This is a genomic window from Streptomyces scopuliridis (genome assembly GCF_042790125.1).
Taxonomy (GTDB): Bacteria; Actinomycetota; Actinomycetes; order Streptomycetales; family Streptomycetaceae; genus Streptomyces; species Streptomyces scopuliridis_A.
On the sequence record NZ_JBHTZS010000021.1, the window covers coordinates 39,830 to 54,038 of the forward strand.

The following is a 14,209-nucleotide window of genomic DNA, read 5'->3' on the forward strand; positions in this document are numbered from 1 at the left end:
TGATGGACCGCACGTGAGGCGGGCACACTCCCCTTGTCGGCGGGGCTGGGATACCTGGCGTGCGAGGGCCCGCCGTCAGTGTTATTCGTGGCGCAGGCCGTCCGGCCTCATGAGCCGCCACAGCGCGGGAAGGCTGAGCAGTGTCGTCAGCACGACCACCGCGCCGCCCGCGCTCGTCAGTGTCACCACGCCTGCCCAGTCCACCGCAGGAGCCCGACTGACCATCAGCTGGAGCACGGATCCGAGCAACACCCCGGTCACACTGGCCAGAAGCATTCCCAGCGCGACCGGCAGGACCGCCTGCCAGAGGACTGACCACCCCAGGGTGGAGCGCCGGGTCCCGAACGCGACCAGAGCCGCGAGCAGCTTCTTCCGTTCGCGCAGCTGTTCCAGTGTCGACAGCAGCAGACTCAGCCCGATCAGGAGCAGGAGGGCGACCGTGCCGATGCCGATGCCCTTCACCACGTTGGCGAACTTCCGGTCGGTGACCGTGGCCTGCTCGACCGCGACCGCCGCCAGCGGGTGCACCGCGCTCGCGGCCTCGCGTACCGAGTTGGCTTCGTCCACCGAATTGCCGCGCAGGTCCACCTTTATCAGGACGTTGACCGGTACCTCGTCCAGTCGCGGCACCGCGCCGGGCGTCGCGAGCACGCCTTCCGTGCTCTCCTGCCCAGCCACGGCCGATACGGTCCTGAGCCGGTCGGGCACGACCCACGGTACGTCGCCATCGGCACTGCCCTGCTGCCCGGAGGGGGCGACCAGCAGTCGCGCCCCGGGCGTCACCAGTGCCTTGTCCCGCGCGCTCTCGCTTCCGTTGCCGATGAGGAAGACATCACCGTCCGTGCAGGACGGGAGGTCGGCCAGCCTGGCCAGCGACGCGCAGTCACCGACGTTCAAGCGGGACAGATAGCCGTCGTCCTTCGCCGGTGACGCGGAGCCGAGGTTCTGGGTGAACAACACGCTCGTGGATTTCACACCGTCCGCGCCGCGGACGGCGGAAACGAGTTCGGCACGCTCCTTGACGGGCACGCCGTCCATGGCGACACGCATGTCGTGTGCCGCGTCGGTGTTTTTGACGTAGTCGCTCTCCAGGCTCGTGAACAGCATCTGCAACGCGATGCCCCCGGCGACGGCGACAGCGATGCCGCTGACCAGCCGGGCCGCTGTTCCCGAGCTGAGCTGAAGCCGCCGCACGGCGAGCTGCCAGCTGACACCGCCCCCATCGAGCCGCTTCACGACCGCTTCGGTGACCCAGGGCAGCAGCACGATCACACCGATCAGCAGAAGCACCGTCCCGGTGATCACCTGCGACGTGTTGAAGAACGCTCCGTCCCTGCTCCCGCCGACGAGCGGGGCGAGCAGGGCCAGGCCGACCGCCGTCGGCAGAAGCCGCCACCACAGGCGTCGTGTCCGCGCCTGCGTCGACCGGACCACTCCCAGGGGTTCGATGAGTACGCCGCGCATCGCGAGGAGCGTCACCGCGAGGGCGCAGACCGGTACCAGCACCGCGATCAGCGCCGCGAGCGCCGGACTCGGGTCCGGGTCGGCCGGGAAGACGTCCAGCCCCGCGACCGAGATGTCACTGATCCAGCCGCGCGCCAGCAGGAAGAACCCGGTACCCACCACCAGCCCCAGCAGGGAGCCGGCGAGTGCTTCACCGGCTGCGATCCATCGCACCCCCTCCCGGTCCACACCGACCAGCCGCAGCGCGGCGAGCCGGCGGTCCCGGCGGTCGCCGCCGAACCTCAGGGCCGCGATGGTGAACACCCCGACCGGCATCAGCAGCACCACGAGCATGACGACGACGAGGAGCATGAGAAACGGGTCGATCTCCGTGGGAGTACCGACCGCGTCGTACGAGTCGACCCGGACGACGTCCCCCTCCCCCAGCTTCAGGGTGTCATTGCCCGCGTAGTAGGCGAGTTCGTTCGGTCCGAGCAGTCCCTCGTCCCTGATGGTGCCGGTGACGCGGTACGGCAGTCGCTCCTTCAGCGATGCCCCTTCGGGAGAGGACAGCAGTTCCTTGAGCGCCGGCGAGACGACCATGTCTCCGGGCTCGGGTATCCCGCCGAGGCCGGGAGGCACCGGCGCCTCGGGCCCCTCGGCGTATACGAGCCGGCCGCGCACCTCCCCGCCGCCAACCGCCTCCTGGATCTTGCCCACCAGCAGTGTGTTCGCCGCACGGGGAATCGCCTCCCCCATCACATAGTCGCTTCGTGCGTCGGACCGTGCCGACCGTGCGTCAAGCGCGTTGGGGATGGCCGCGGTGAGAAGCAGCAGCGCCGCTCCGAGCCCGACACCGACAGCGGTGAGGAGGGTTCGGATCCAGCCGTCTCGGCCGGAAGCCACCGCGAAGCGCACGCCCAGCAGAAGATTCCGCGTCCTGTTCATGGGAACTCCACCGTCGCGGCACCCGCGGACTTGCCGTCCCGGACGACTACCTCGCGATGGGAGTACGCCGCCACCCGCGCCTCGTGTGTCACGAGAACGACGGCCGCGCCGGTCTCCTGGGCGGCGGTGATGAACAGATCCATCACGCGCTCGCCGTTGAACGAGTCGAGGGCGCCGGTCGGCTCGTCGGCGAAGATCACACGTGGTTTCGTGACCAGTGACCGGGCCACGGCGACCCGCTGGCCCTGGCCCCCGGACACCTCACCGGGGCGCTTGGCCGCGAGGTCGTCGACCTCCAGCCGGGCCATCCACTCCAGGGCGCGGCGCTCGGCCTCCCTCCGACGGACGCCGGAGAGCCGCACCGGCAGCGCCACGTTCTCCACACACGTCAGCTCGGGCACCAACTGACCGAACTGGAAGACGAAGCCGAACTCACCGAGGCGCAGAGCACTGAGTTCACTATCGGGCATATCCGATATATCGCGCCCGTCATAGTGAATGGCCCCGGAGTCCGGCCGCACAACGCCGGCGAGACAGTGCAGCAGCGTCGACTTGCCGGACCCGGAAGGGCCCATCACGGCGACGATTTCGCCGGCCCCGACCGCGATGTCCGCGCCGTCGAGTGCGGGGGTCGGACCGTACGCCTTGCGCAGGCCGGACCCCGAGAGCAGGGTGGTGGTCATTCGTTCACTTCCTCGACAAGGCGGAAAAGGCGGCCGGCGGCCACTTCGAGCCGGCGCGGGCCGACTTCCGCACAGCCGTGACGCGGCCCCGACGCGTACGGCCCCGACGCGTACGGGCCCGACGTGTACGGGCCCAGCAGGGCGTGCTCGGTCCCATGAATCCCTTCCTTTGTAATGGGTGCGGAGGCAGCCGGTCCGCATGCGACTGACTATAACCCCCATGTATACATTGAGTGTATAGCTACTTGCGCGACGCCCCCGTCAAGCCGCGATCCCCGATCAGGTCCGCCCGGAGAGCCGCGGCAAGTCTTGCTCCTCGCCGGGCCGCTCCGCCGTATCGCGGGCGCGACCCCAGGTGGGCGGCAGCGCCCGTATCCGGACGCCGGACAGCAGCTCATGCGCCCCGAACTGCTCCCGATGACACAGAACGAGGACGCTGTAGACAACGGGGAAGAGAGCGATGAGCACCATCGACAGGGGCGCGCCACGGAGGCCGAAGGCGTCCAGGGACAGCCAGGGACTGTCGGCCACACCGGCAACCCACAGGGCCACAACGACCGGATCGTGCAGGAACGCGATCGCCAGCCACTCCGACAACACAGTGAACGGCAACAGCATGACCAGGAGAAACGGGAAGGCGATCACGGTGAACGGCAGCTGCCGCAGGGCGACACACCGCCGGGCCACTGCTCCGCCGTCAACGCCGGTGAAGCGAAGCCGGAGCAGGCACATCCCCGGGGTCACCCAGACCAGGGACGGCAGCACGGCGAACCAGCACACGCACACCAGCAGCGGTATCAGCAAGGGCGGCGGGTCAGCGCCGATGCCATACCTGGCGACTATCGACACACCACCCCATGCGACGATCGCGCATCCCGTGATGTCCACCACCAGCGCGGTCAGACGACGGCCGAACGGAACGGGGTCATGCGCCCGCACGCGAGGGCTCTTCGCCCCCAGCACGGGCAGCGCGCGAGCCAGGGGGCCGGAGGCCATCCAGCCGATCGCGGCACCGGTCGAATTCGTCACCAGATCGTCCACGTCGAAGAGGCGGTAGGGGCACGGATAAGCCCCCCACAGACCGGTGCCCTGCGCCACCTCGAAGAAGAGAGCGACCCCGAAGCCCGCGAGCAGGGCCACGGCCAAGCCGCGTCGGAGGTGACACCGGACGAAGACCCCGAGCGGCAGCAGGAGCAGAAGATTGAACACCACACCCGCCACCGCCGGGTTGTCCAGAATCAGCGGACCGAAGCCGACCTTGCGGTCGGCCTCCTTCCAGATGTCCCCGAAAGTGTGCCCTGCTGCCTGCCGGCGAGGGCTGTTGGCACAAGCCCGAGTTCGACGGCTCTCCGGGACACTCGGACGTGTCCCAGGCCGCAATTCCGTTGCCGCACATGGCCGCGCCTGTGATGATCGGCGGATGCTTTCGACTGCTCCGGACGGGCGCGCAGGAATCGACGCAGCGCTGGTGAAGCGGCTGATCACCGCACAGTTCCCGCAATGGGAACATCTTCCGGTCGTCCCGGTGGCGGTGGACGGCTGGGACAACCGCACCTACCGCCTCGGCGAGGACATGACGGTCCGCCTGCCCACCGCGGCCGGCTACGCCTCCGCCGTCGACAAGGAGTGTGACTGGCTGCCCCGCCTGTCCCCCTCCCTGCCGACGGCCGTGCCCACCGTCCTGGCCAAGGGGGCCCCGGGTGAGGGATATCCCTACCCCTGGTCCGTACGCCGCTGGCTGCCCGGCGAGACGGCCTCCCCCGAACGCATCGACGACATGCCCCAGTTCGCCGCCGACGCGGCCGGGTTCCTTCTCGCCCTTCAGCGCTGCGACGCCACCGGCGGCCCCGTCGCGGGGACACACAGCTTCTACCGCGGTGCGTCACCCGCCCACTACGACGACGAGACGCACCGGTGCATCGCCGCCCTCGGCAGCCGCATCGACAACGTACGGGCCACGGAAGTCTGGCAGGCGGCACTCGCGGCCGAATGGCGAGGGAGGCCAGTGTGGTTCCACGGTGACTTCGGCGGCAACAACCTGCTCGTCGGCGGCGGTGAACTGACGGCAGTCATCGACTTCGGCACCTCGGGCGTAGGCGACCCGGCCTGTGACCTCACCATCGCCTGGACCATGTTCCGCGAAGTCAGCCGGGAGTCGTTCCGCCAAGCGGTCGGACAGGACGACGGCACTTGGGCCAGGGCCAGGGGCTGGGCACTGTGGAAGTCCGCACTGACCGTGACCCAGTGCCCTGATCCCCGAGACGAACAGGCTGCCGTCCATCTTCGTGTGATCGACGCAGTACTGGCTGACCACGAACGCTTCGCCTAGGACTTGTCCGGTCGATGCTGGCCTCAGGGAGTCACGGCGACGGCGCGTCCGTCGACCTGACCGTTGCGGAGCCTGTCAAGGTACTCGGGGATCTGCTCGAATGTGATCTGCACGATCCTGGAGCTGATCTTGTCCTGGGCTATCAGGTCGAGCACGGCCTCACATTCGGACTTCTCTCCGTTGGAGGCACCAACCAGCGTGATCTCCTTGAGGATGATCTTCTGCATCGACAGGGTCGCCGACTCGCGGGCCATGCCGATCTGCACAACCCGGCCACCGTGCCGGATGGCGTCGATAGCGGAGGCTGTCGTGGTGCCGAAACCAGCGAAGTCAATGATCACATCGAGCTGAGCGTCCTCGAAGTCGCGGATGTCCGCGGACATGCCCGCGGGCCCGAAGGCCTGGACGTTTGGCCAGACGGCTTCGTTGGTCTCGGCCACGTACACCTGTGCGCCGAAGGCCCGGGCGATCTGCGCGCCGAGGGAGCCCAGTCCGCCGAAGCCAATAATGCCGACGTTCATCCCGTCTTCGACATGACCGAAGGTACGCACGGCCCGGTAGGCGGTGCGCGCCGCGTCGGTGGCCGGCGCGGCCTGCTCAAAGCTGACCGCGTCGGGGAGGCGGACCACGAACCGTTCTTTGACGCGTACCTTCTCGGCGAATCCGCCGTCGACGGCGGTCCCGGGGCCTTCCGTCGTAGCGGGGATGCCGACACGGTCACCGATGGCGAAGGCTTGTACGTCCCTGCCGATCGCGGAGACCACGCCGGCGGTCTCGTGGCCCAGCACGATGGGGACGGATCCGAGCAGCGCGGTGATGGTGCCGTCAACGAAGCTGACGTCGCTGTGGCACAGACCTGCCGCTTTGACGTCCACCACGATCTCGTCGGGGCCGGGCTGCGGATCCGCCAAGTCGACCAGACGCAGTGGTTCGTCGATACCGGTGAACTGCCATGCCTTCATGGGGTGGAGCCTTTCGTTCCGTTGTCGGGTGGTGCCGCCGGTGTTCCCAGGGGAGGGTCAACGCATGGGTCAACGCACCGAGGTGAGGCCGCCGTCGACGGGCAGCAGTTGGCCGGTGATGAAGTGGGAGGCGTCACTGGCGAGGAAGACCAGGACCGGGGTGAGGTCCTTCTCCGCGTCGCCGAAGCGACCGCCCAGAGGGATGGATTTGGCGATCTCCGCGTCGTAGGCAGCGAGTTCCCCCGGAGTGAGGGAGCTGCGGTACTTCTCGAACATCGGTGTGTTCACGTAGGGAAGTACGGCGTTGACGCGGATGCCGTCCGGCCCCCACTCTCGGGCAACGGTGCGGGTCCAGGTGTGGACGGCGCCCTTGGAGGAGCCGTAGGCGGCATTGGTCAGCTCACCGGTGAATCCGGACATGGAGCCGAAGTTGATGATCGCCCCGGCCCCGGAGGGCTTCATCGCGCGATAGGCGGCCTGGTTGGTGTGGATCGTGCCGAGCACATTGACCCGGTAGACCGTCTCCCACAGTTCGTCCGTGATATCCGCAGCGGCGGCGCTGCGCTGCAGGCCGGCGACATTCACCAGGACGTCCAGCCCTCCCAGGGCCGCACATGCCTCCTCAAACGCCGCACCAGTATCCGTTTTGTCGGTGATATCGGTGCACCGGAAGGACGCTGCGCCAGGGCCCGCCTCCGTGGCTTCCTTGGCGACGCGAGCGCCGGTGCCCTCAGTAATGTCGAACGAGTAGACCTGCGCCCCTTCGCGGGTAAAGGCCCGCACCGCCGCCTCACCGATCCCCTGAGCACCGCCGGTGACGATGATCCGTTTGCCATCGAGCTGCTCCGCCACGACACCCCTCCTTTGCTCGCCGGGCCCTCGCCCGCACCCAAGAATTTATGGTACTCCGTTCCATAAATGTTTCGGTACGGGGTTCGACGAGGGATGGGGCGGCAGGGCAGGAGCCCCCGGCAAGGCCAGGGTGGGCAGAAGCGTGGGTCAGATCGGCGAGGTCAGCCGAGGTCCGCGGAAGCCAACGGGCGGAGCAGGGCTACGACGCACCGCATGTTCCGGTCGAGGTGGACGGCGAAGGTGTCACGATCTTGATCGTCCCGCCAGGCGCGAAGCTGGGCGATGAAGCCACCGTGGAACGCGCCCGCGACCGCCAGGGGGATCACCGAGTCGGGGGCGTCGCCCAGACGTCCCGCGATGTGCTCGGCGATGACACGCTTCCACCGTTCCCAGTGCTGGTGGGATTCCGCCTGCAGCTCGGCGACCGTGTCGAGAAGCTGGAACCGCTCCAGCCAAACCGGGCTGTCGTAAACCGCTGCCCGGGTGGACTGCACAACAGCCCCTCGCACCGTATCGAGCGCGTCGGCGTCGGCAGGCGCTGCGGCAATCGCGGCGGCCAGTCGCTCGATCGTGGTGTCGAAGGCGTACCAGATGACGCCGGGCTTCGAGCCGAAGTAGCGGAAGAAGGTAGTCCGGCTAATGCCCGCAGCGGAAACGATCGAGGCGACGGTGACGTTCTCGTAGCCGTCGCGCTGCATCAGCGCGACGGCCGCCAACTCGACTTCTTCGCGCGTACTCGCGTGAGGACGCCCTCGCCCCCGCCGCCCCGGCTCTACCGACACGATGAGGAGTCTAACCTCGTCGTTTCATTTGGCGTGGGACCGGGTTCTGTGCGGTAGCACAGAAGTGCCCTCCTGACCTGGGACGATGAACCTTGTCGAGGGGTTCCGCCGGCCCAGGCGAAGGCATTTGCCGCGTGCGGGGTACCGGTTCGCGTCCCAAGCTCCGTGTCTCCACCGACGATTCGGGGGTGGTGGGTCACACCGGGACACGGCTGCTGGCTGATCTTGCCGATGCCACCGGGCTGTTCAGCGCGTACTCCACCGCGCTCAGACCGCTTCGGCCACGCGGCACTGGTCATGACCCGGGCCGGATCGCCACCGATCTCGCGGTGATGCTGACCGCTGGCGGCGAGGCCATCACGGATCTGGCCGTACTGCGGGACCAGGACACGGTGTTCGGCCCGGTTGCCTCGACACCGACGGCCTCGCGATTGCCGGCCGCCGTCGACGAAGACGAACACGTGTTGGAGCGTCCGCCGTCGGCCCGTGCTCGGGCAGGGGAAGCGGCCTGGCCGCAGGCATCCGAAACCCACTCTTGAATACCGGCGGCGAAAGCCGGCGGTCAGGGCACCGGCGAGGGCATGTCCGGGCAGCTGCGGCCCGGAAACGCCGGCGCCACCACCGCCGCGGACCACATCGCGGTGCTGGGACAACGCACTCGCGCAGACCCCCGACGCTCGCCGGCACGGCACCGACATCTCGTCCGCACCGACAGCGCCGGCTCGGCGAAATCCTTTCTCAACCACGTCCGGGACCTGCGGACATGCGGAATCCGCACCTTCTTCTCGGCCGGATACTCCATCACCGAGCCGGTCCGCCGCGCGATCCGGGCCGGGTCCAAGACGGTGACCACTGAGGTGGGACCGATGGAGATCACGGTGCCCGCGGGACCGGGCGGGCACGTTCGAGCCGCAGCTCGTGAAGAAGCGGCAGCGGCGCCTCGGCGGGGTCGATGAGATGGGCCCGTCTCCTTCTGCGAAGGGCCTCTTGAATGCCTTCGTTGCTCCGGTCGCCCTTTCAGGCGCCGAACCGTGCACGAAGTCGAGGCCGCTGTAGGTGCCGCTCGTCGCGCGGCCGGGCTGGTGCTCACGGCGAGGACGCTCGTGGCCATCGCCAGGGACGAGAGCCGCATATAGGGGATGACTTGCATAAACGCCCGCTTGGACGGTGTCCTATGTGAAAACTGCTTGTCGAGCTGAACATGGGGCGGGGTACGTGGAGTTGGATTGTTCCGGACAGGCTGTGGGATTTGTCAGGCGGTCTGGGCGTCGGAGGGGCTGGGCGTGTGTTTCCCTTTGCGGTCTGGTGGGCGGGACCACCGGCGGGCCAGGGGCCGTTCGACGTGCTTGTGTACGAGCAGAGCGGTCGCCTGCGCGAGAACGGCGAAGGCCACTGCGAGTAGCAGCCCGGTCGGCGTGGAGAAAGTGCGGTCGGAGCCGATGAGGTGGCGGGCGGCCAGCAGCAGGGGCCAGTGCACGATGTACAGGGCGTAGGAGGCGTCGCCGAGTGTGACCAGGGTGGGGTGCGCCAGGCGGCCAGTACGGTCGTGGGAGTCGACGAGGGCCAGGTGGGCGATGAGGAGGGCGAGGGGTACGGCGCCGTGGGCCCCGTACCAGTAGGGCTCGGGCATGACTGGTGTCAGGGCGGCGGCCAGTGCCGCAGGCGCGATCAATGCGGTGCGCGGCAGCCGTGGCCAGCGACCGGTCTGGATCAGGCGCGCGGTGACAATGCCGAGCACGAACTCCGTCAGTCGCGGCGGGGGGAAGAGGTAGCTGATCCACATGGTCTCCTGCTCAAGAGGCAGACTGGCCAGGGGGAGAAGGACGACGGTTAATGCGAGCACCGTCCAGGCGTGCCGGAGCCGGTGCGCGGGGAGCGCGCGAACAGCGGTGATCAGCAAAGGGAACAGGGCATAGAAGAACGCCTCGCATGAGATAGACCATGACGGTGCGTTGAAGCAGGCGGTCAGCGCCGTGACCGGGGTCCAGTTCTGCATGAGGAACAGGGTGAGAAACCCGGAGCCGGGGTCGCAGCGTACGGGCGTGCCGTCCGGCAGGGCCGCAGCTGAGGTGAGCGCGAAGAACAACACTGCGCCGGCCCAGCCGAGTGCGTGGCAGGGAAAGATCTTCCACAAGCGGCGACGCCAGAAGGCCCGGGCCGACTCGCCGGGCCGGTGGGTCCAGGTCAGCACGAATCCCGACAGGACGAAGAAGCCGCTGACCGCGCAGGCGGCATAGGTTTCCATGGGGAGCAGCGCGGTATGCAGGTCGTCGTCGGCGAAGACAGCTGAGTCCACCATGGTGTGGGCTGCCAGCACCGAGGCGGCCAGAACGAAGCGCAGGCCCGTCAGCGACGGCAGCCGTGTCGGCATCAAGCCAGCCATTTGAGCTCCCCCAGACGCCGACGCAACCAAGCCGAGTTGTCTGGAACGTGCCCAGGAGGCTGCCTCGGGCACCGTCGGGCCCGGGGATTGACCCCAACGAGTGATCCAGGAGGGCAAAGCATCGTTATTGGGCTCATGCAAAACGGGAGAGGATCAGCTCAAGTGACCATTCCGAAGCCGACGCGTCTTGACGGTTTCCTGTGTGGAGTTCGGTTGTTGGTCCGGTCATGGGGCGGGGTGTATGGCGTTGGATTGTTCCGGACGGTTTGTGGGAGATCGCGGCGCCGTTGATCCCGCCGTCGAACGTGCGGCCGCAGGGCGGTGGGACACAGGACACGCCTGATGAAACACTGTTCGCGGCGATCATTTATGTGCTGGCGAGCGGTTGTGCCTGGCGGACACTGCCGCCCTGTTTCGGCACATCGAAGTCGACCGTTCACCGGCGGTTCGTGATCTGGTCCAAGGCCGGCCTCTTGGGCCGGCTGCATGAGGCTATCGACCGGATCGACGAGTGCGGTCTGACCGACCTCTCCCGCGTGGTCCTCGACTCCGCCCACGTACGGCCAAGAAGGGGGCGAACTTACAGGTCCGAGCCCCGTGGACCGGGGCAAGGCGCGTTCCAAGATGCACGTCCTGTCAGATGCGAACGGACTGCCCCTGGTCGTCGGCATCTCGGCCGCCAACACCCACGACAGCCTCGGACTGAAACCCATGGTGGCCAGTCTCCAAACGGGACACGACCCCGAAAACGGCTGGAGCTACAGGCCCCGCACACTCCGCGCCGACAAAGCATACGACCAGCCCGACCTGCGGCGATGGCTCCGTGGTAAACGCATCGGCGTCCGCATCGCCCGCAAAGGCATCGAATCCAGCGCACGATTAGGGCGCCGAAGTTGGGTCATCGAGCGCACCTTTTCCTGGCTGACCGGCTACCGCCGACTCAACCACCGCTACGAACGCCACCCCCGCAACTACCTGGCATTCCTCGGCTTCGCCGCCACCCTCTGCTGCTACAAACGACTCCTCAGACTCACCACATAGGACACCGTCTCAGTATGCTGGCGCGGGGGCCGAGGAGTTGCCCCCGTCTACCGGCGCCCCGCCAGCCGGGACCCCTCGGGCGTACGGCGGTAGAGCACCGACCGGCCTGACCGGGCGCGCGCGACGAGACCGGCCCGGTGCAGTATGCCGAGGTGGTAGGAGACCGTGGAGATCCTGAGGAAGTGACGTGTCGCCAACTCAGTGGTGGAGGCCGGTTGTGCCAGAGCGACCAGCAGCCCAGCACGGGTAGGGCCGAGCAGCCGGGCCATCTCGGCAGTGGGGGTCGCTGAGGAAATTACGTTGGCAATGACCTCGTTGCGCACGGGATAGATGAGTATCGGGGGCCGTCCCCCGTCACGCGCCGCTTGAACCGTTTGTCGTCCACCGCCACCGTCAGGCCGCGCTCCGACCGCGCGCTCGCCCCGTACGCGGTCACCGGCATGGGCCTCGAGCTCCGGACGTGAAGCCGTCGCAGCCCGGATGCGGACGGCTCTTCGCGAAGTCCCGGGCATCGGCGTGCCGACCCCACCGTGCCATGCCCGTCCGGCCTGGTACGCGCTGCCGCTGCGCTACGACCCGGACCAGCTCGCCGGCCTGCCCGTCGAACGGTTCGTCGAAGCCGTCCACGCCGAGGGCGCCAGCGAGATCGACCTACCCGGCTCCATCCGCGCTCTCGGCGAGCACCAACTGTTCCGAACCCCCGGGGCCCTGCTGCCCGGCTACGCTGACCACCAGGGCCCTGCCGCCGACAGCTTCGCCAACGCCCAGCGTGTGCACGCCAGCACGGTGAAACTTCCGGTGTGGCACCGCGAACAGGATCTCCACCTCACCGATGCCTACACCGCAGCCATCACCAAGGTCGCCAACCACCACAAGGATCTCGTGAAGTGAACGCACCCGTCGATGCCACCCTGCTGGGCGACCTCATCCACGCCGCCGACGCCGACGGCATCACCAAGCACGTCGTCGGCGCCGTCATCCCCAACACCGAAGGCAAGGTGCTGCTCCTGCACCGCGCAGCCGACGACTACCTCGGCGGCCTGTGGGAGCTCCCCTCCGGCGGCGTCGACGAGGGCGAGACCCTGACCGAGGCCCTGCACCGGGAAGTCACCGAGGAGACCGGTCTGACGGTCACCGCGATGGGGGCCTACCTCGGGCACTTCGACTACCGGTCCAAGAGCGTCAAGAAGACCCGTCAGTTCAACTTCACCGTCACAACCACCCACGGGGGTGACACGGTCAAACTCACCGAACACGACGCACACCTGTGGGCCGACCGCACAGAGCAGGGGCGGGTCTCCAGCGCCGTACGGTCCGTCCTGGCCACCTGGCACGAGGAAGCCGCGTAAAGGATCCAGCCGCCCGGCCCGGAACCGGATCGCGACCGCCTCACAGCCCCCGAAGCGAGGATCCGACAAGTGGGGCGAGGAGCGGCCCCGGCCATTTTCAGGGCTCTGCCCGGAGTTCCGTGAGCCCTCTCTTCGCTCAGCCCTGCCACGGCGGACCCAGTGTGGATGGCCCGTGCGCCCATCCGAGGGCCTTGCGGACGTGCTGCGAACCGGAGGCGGCGTGGAGGGTATGCATTCCGGGCGAAGCGACCTTGGGATCCGTGAGGAGATCAGCTATGTACGCAGTCGTTCGGCGGTACGAAGGGGTGACTGATCCTGCCGAGGCGGCACGCCGAGTGGGGGACGGATTCGTGCCCCTTCTGCGCCAAGTCCCCGGTTTCGTCGCCTACTACTGGGTCGACGCCGGAGATGGAGTGATGCTCTCCACCAGCGTCTACGAAGACCAAGCGGGGGCCGACGAGTCAGTCAGGAGGGCGGCGGACTTCGTACGGGACAACCTTGCGTCACTGCTCCCCCATCCTCCTCAAGTCACGGCCGGCCCGGTGGTGGCTGGTGGGTAGCGACCTCCGGGGCGGCGCCGGACCCGCAGTGCCCTCGTGCCGCTGACCCGGCGATTCACGAATCTCCGACCAGAGCCATGTTCAGAGACGCATCCGCGAGCGCTTCGTACCCGACGAGTACGTGGCCCCGAGCGGGAGCGCGTGGTCGAAACCTGCCGCTGAGCCGCTGACGCGGAGCCCGGACGGCCGGGGCGGTGTCCTGCGCCCCCTCCACCGTCTCGCCGCCCGACGGGGTAGGGCTGGGCGGGTGCGCGCCCGGGATATCCGGAAGGTGTCGCACGATCAAACGCTCGGGCGCACCGCACCGCCTCACCGCGAGCAGCAACGTCCAGCCGCCTAAGAAAAGCAGCGCCACCAGGGGGACCAGACGAGAGGGGAGATCTTCCTCGACGTTGCCCGTCGGCTCCACGAACGCGGGTCGCGGGCCAGTCGTTGCGGCAGGAATCCTCACTCCATGTGAGAGCAGTCGGCATCAGGGTCACGCGTGATGGCGATCACGTCGTCGAGCCGGTCGCGCACGGCGAGCAGATCAGTGATTCGCTGGTCGATGCGGACACGCTCGGCCACCAGCTGGTCCAGGAGTGCCGGGCGCGCTTCACCCGAGTCCACGCACGGCAGCACTTCGCGGACCACTCTGCTCGGGAGGCCCGCGGCATAGAGCTGTTGGATCAGCCGGACTCGGCTGACGGCAGTATCGGGGTAATGCCGCTGGCCGCCGGGGCTGCGCCACGCCTGGAGCAGATCCTGTTCCTCGTAGTAGCGCAGCGCCCGGACGCTCACTCCCGCCTTGTCGGCGACCTCACCGATGCGCACCGGTCCTCCTCCTCTGTTCGGGCGGCCGGCCCGACTTGCACCTGACGCCAACGTCAGGTTTTAG

Annotated in this window: 14 protein-coding genes and 1 pseudogene; 6 read left to right on the forward strand and 9 right to left on the reverse strand. The window is 68.1% G+C overall.

The features are described 5' to 3' along the window. Nucleotides 1-81: 81 nt before the first annotated feature. The 3 genes from ACFRKB_RS27085 to ACFRKB_RS27095 form a co-directional block, all read right to left on the reverse strand. The gene (locus ACFRKB_RS27085) at nt 82-2,391 is read right to left on the reverse strand and encodes an ABC transporter permease (protein WP_383109069.1); all 2,310 of its coding nucleotides are present in this window, start codon (nt 2,389-2,391) and stop codon (nt 82-84) included. Continuing rightward, a complete protein-coding gene (locus ACFRKB_RS27090; RefSeq protein ID WP_383109071.1) occupies nt 2,388-3,074 on the reverse strand; it encodes an ABC transporter ATP-binding protein in 687 nt (228 codons plus the stop codon). The genes ACFRKB_RS27085 and ACFRKB_RS27090 overlap by 4 nt, the downstream gene beginning before the upstream one ends. A 279-nt stretch (nt 3,075-3,353) precedes the next feature. Next, nucleotides 3,354-4,559, reverse strand: coding sequence for a VanZ family protein (locus ACFRKB_RS27095; RefSeq protein ID WP_383109072.1), 1,206 nt, complete (start codon nt 4,557-4,559; stop codon nt 3,354-3,356). Here ACFRKB_RS27095 and ACFRKB_RS27100 point away from each other — a divergent pair. Continuing rightward, entirely contained in the window at nt 4,495-5,403 is a 909-nt protein-coding gene (locus ACFRKB_RS27100; RefSeq protein WP_383109074.1) for an aminoglycoside phosphotransferase family protein, read from the forward strand. The genes ACFRKB_RS27095 and ACFRKB_RS27100 overlap by 65 nt on opposite strands. A gap of 23 nt (nt 5,404-5,426) precedes the next feature. On the opposite strand, the gene ACFRKB_RS27105 is transcribed toward ACFRKB_RS27100, so the two are convergent. The 3 genes from ACFRKB_RS27105 to ACFRKB_RS27115 form a co-directional block, all read right to left on the reverse strand. Then, nucleotides 5,427-6,365 (reverse strand): zinc-binding dehydrogenase, encoded by a 939-nt coding sequence (locus ACFRKB_RS27105; RefSeq protein WP_383109075.1) that lies wholly within the window; start codon nt 6,363-6,365, stop codon nt 5,427-5,429. A gap of 69 nt (nt 6,366-6,434) precedes the next feature. Continuing rightward, complete coding sequence (locus ACFRKB_RS27110) at nt 6,435-7,217, reverse strand: SDR family NAD(P)-dependent oxidoreductase (protein ID WP_383109077.1); 783 nt, start codon at nt 7,215-7,217, stop codon at nt 6,435-6,437. A gap of 161 nt (nt 7,218-7,378) precedes the next feature. After that, a complete protein-coding gene (locus tag ACFRKB_RS27115) occupies nt 7,379-7,933 on the reverse strand; it encodes an acyl-CoA-like ligand-binding transcription factor (protein ID WP_383109078.1) in 555 nt (184 codons plus the stop codon). A 200-nt stretch (nt 7,934-8,133) separates the two neighbouring features. Here ACFRKB_RS27115 and ACFRKB_RS27120 point away from each other — a divergent pair, with 200 nt between their 5' ends. Together ACFRKB_RS27120 and ACFRKB_RS27125 are read left to right on the forward strand one after the other, a co-directional pair. Continuing rightward, on the forward strand, nt 8,134-8,538 hold the full coding sequence (locus ACFRKB_RS27120; RefSeq protein ID WP_383109079.1) for a transposase: 405 nt from the start codon (nt 8,134-8,136) through the stop codon (nt 8,536-8,538). 300 nt (nt 8,539-8,838) lie between these two features. Continuing rightward, nucleotides 8,839-8,986 (forward strand): annotated as a pseudogene (locus ACFRKB_RS27125) (transposase); the annotation flags it as partial. A 265-nt stretch (nt 8,987-9,251) separates the two neighbouring features. Here the strand turns inward: ACFRKB_RS27125 and ACFRKB_RS27130 are convergent. Then, complete coding sequence (locus ACFRKB_RS27130) at nt 9,252-10,382, reverse strand: acyltransferase family protein (protein ID WP_383109081.1); 1,131 nt, start codon at nt 10,380-10,382, stop codon at nt 9,252-9,254. A gap of 227 nt (nt 10,383-10,609) precedes the next feature. Between ACFRKB_RS27130 and ACFRKB_RS27135 the strand changes: the two genes are divergently transcribed. Beyond that, nucleotides 10,610-11,423, forward strand: a protein-coding gene (locus tag ACFRKB_RS27135) for an IS5 family transposase (protein WP_383109082.1) whose coding sequence is annotated in 2 segments (ribosomal slippage) — nt 10,610-10,947 and nt 10,946-11,423 — 816 coding nt in all. Because the reading frame shifts where the segments join, the coding sequence is not laid out codon by codon here. Between the two features lie 47 nt (nt 11,424-11,470). On the opposite strand, the gene ACFRKB_RS27140 is transcribed toward ACFRKB_RS27135, so the two are convergent. Further along, complete coding sequence (locus ACFRKB_RS27140) at nt 11,471-11,692, reverse strand: ArsR/SmtB family transcription factor (RefSeq protein WP_383109083.1); 222 nt, start codon at nt 11,690-11,692, stop codon at nt 11,471-11,473. A 247-nt stretch (nt 11,693-11,939) separates the two neighbouring features. Between ACFRKB_RS27140 and ACFRKB_RS27145 the strand changes: the two genes are divergently transcribed. Together ACFRKB_RS27145 and ACFRKB_RS27150 are read left to right on the forward strand one after the other, a co-directional pair. Next, nucleotides 11,940-12,314 (forward strand): hypothetical protein, encoded by a 375-nt coding sequence (locus ACFRKB_RS27145; RefSeq protein WP_383109085.1) that lies wholly within the window; start codon nt 11,940-11,942, stop codon nt 12,312-12,314. After that, nucleotides 12,311-12,772, forward strand: coding sequence for an NUDIX hydrolase (locus ACFRKB_RS27150; RefSeq protein WP_383109086.1), 462 nt, complete (start codon nt 12,311-12,313; stop codon nt 12,770-12,772). The genes ACFRKB_RS27145 and ACFRKB_RS27150 overlap by 4 nt, the downstream gene beginning before the upstream one ends. A 1,007-nt stretch (nt 12,773-13,779) precedes the next feature. Here the strand turns inward: ACFRKB_RS27150 and ACFRKB_RS27155 are convergent. Further along, entirely contained in the window at nt 13,780-14,145 is a 366-nt protein-coding gene (locus ACFRKB_RS27155; protein ID WP_383109087.1) for a MerR family transcriptional regulator, read from the reverse strand. Between the last annotated feature and the right edge of the window lie 64 nt (nt 14,146-14,209).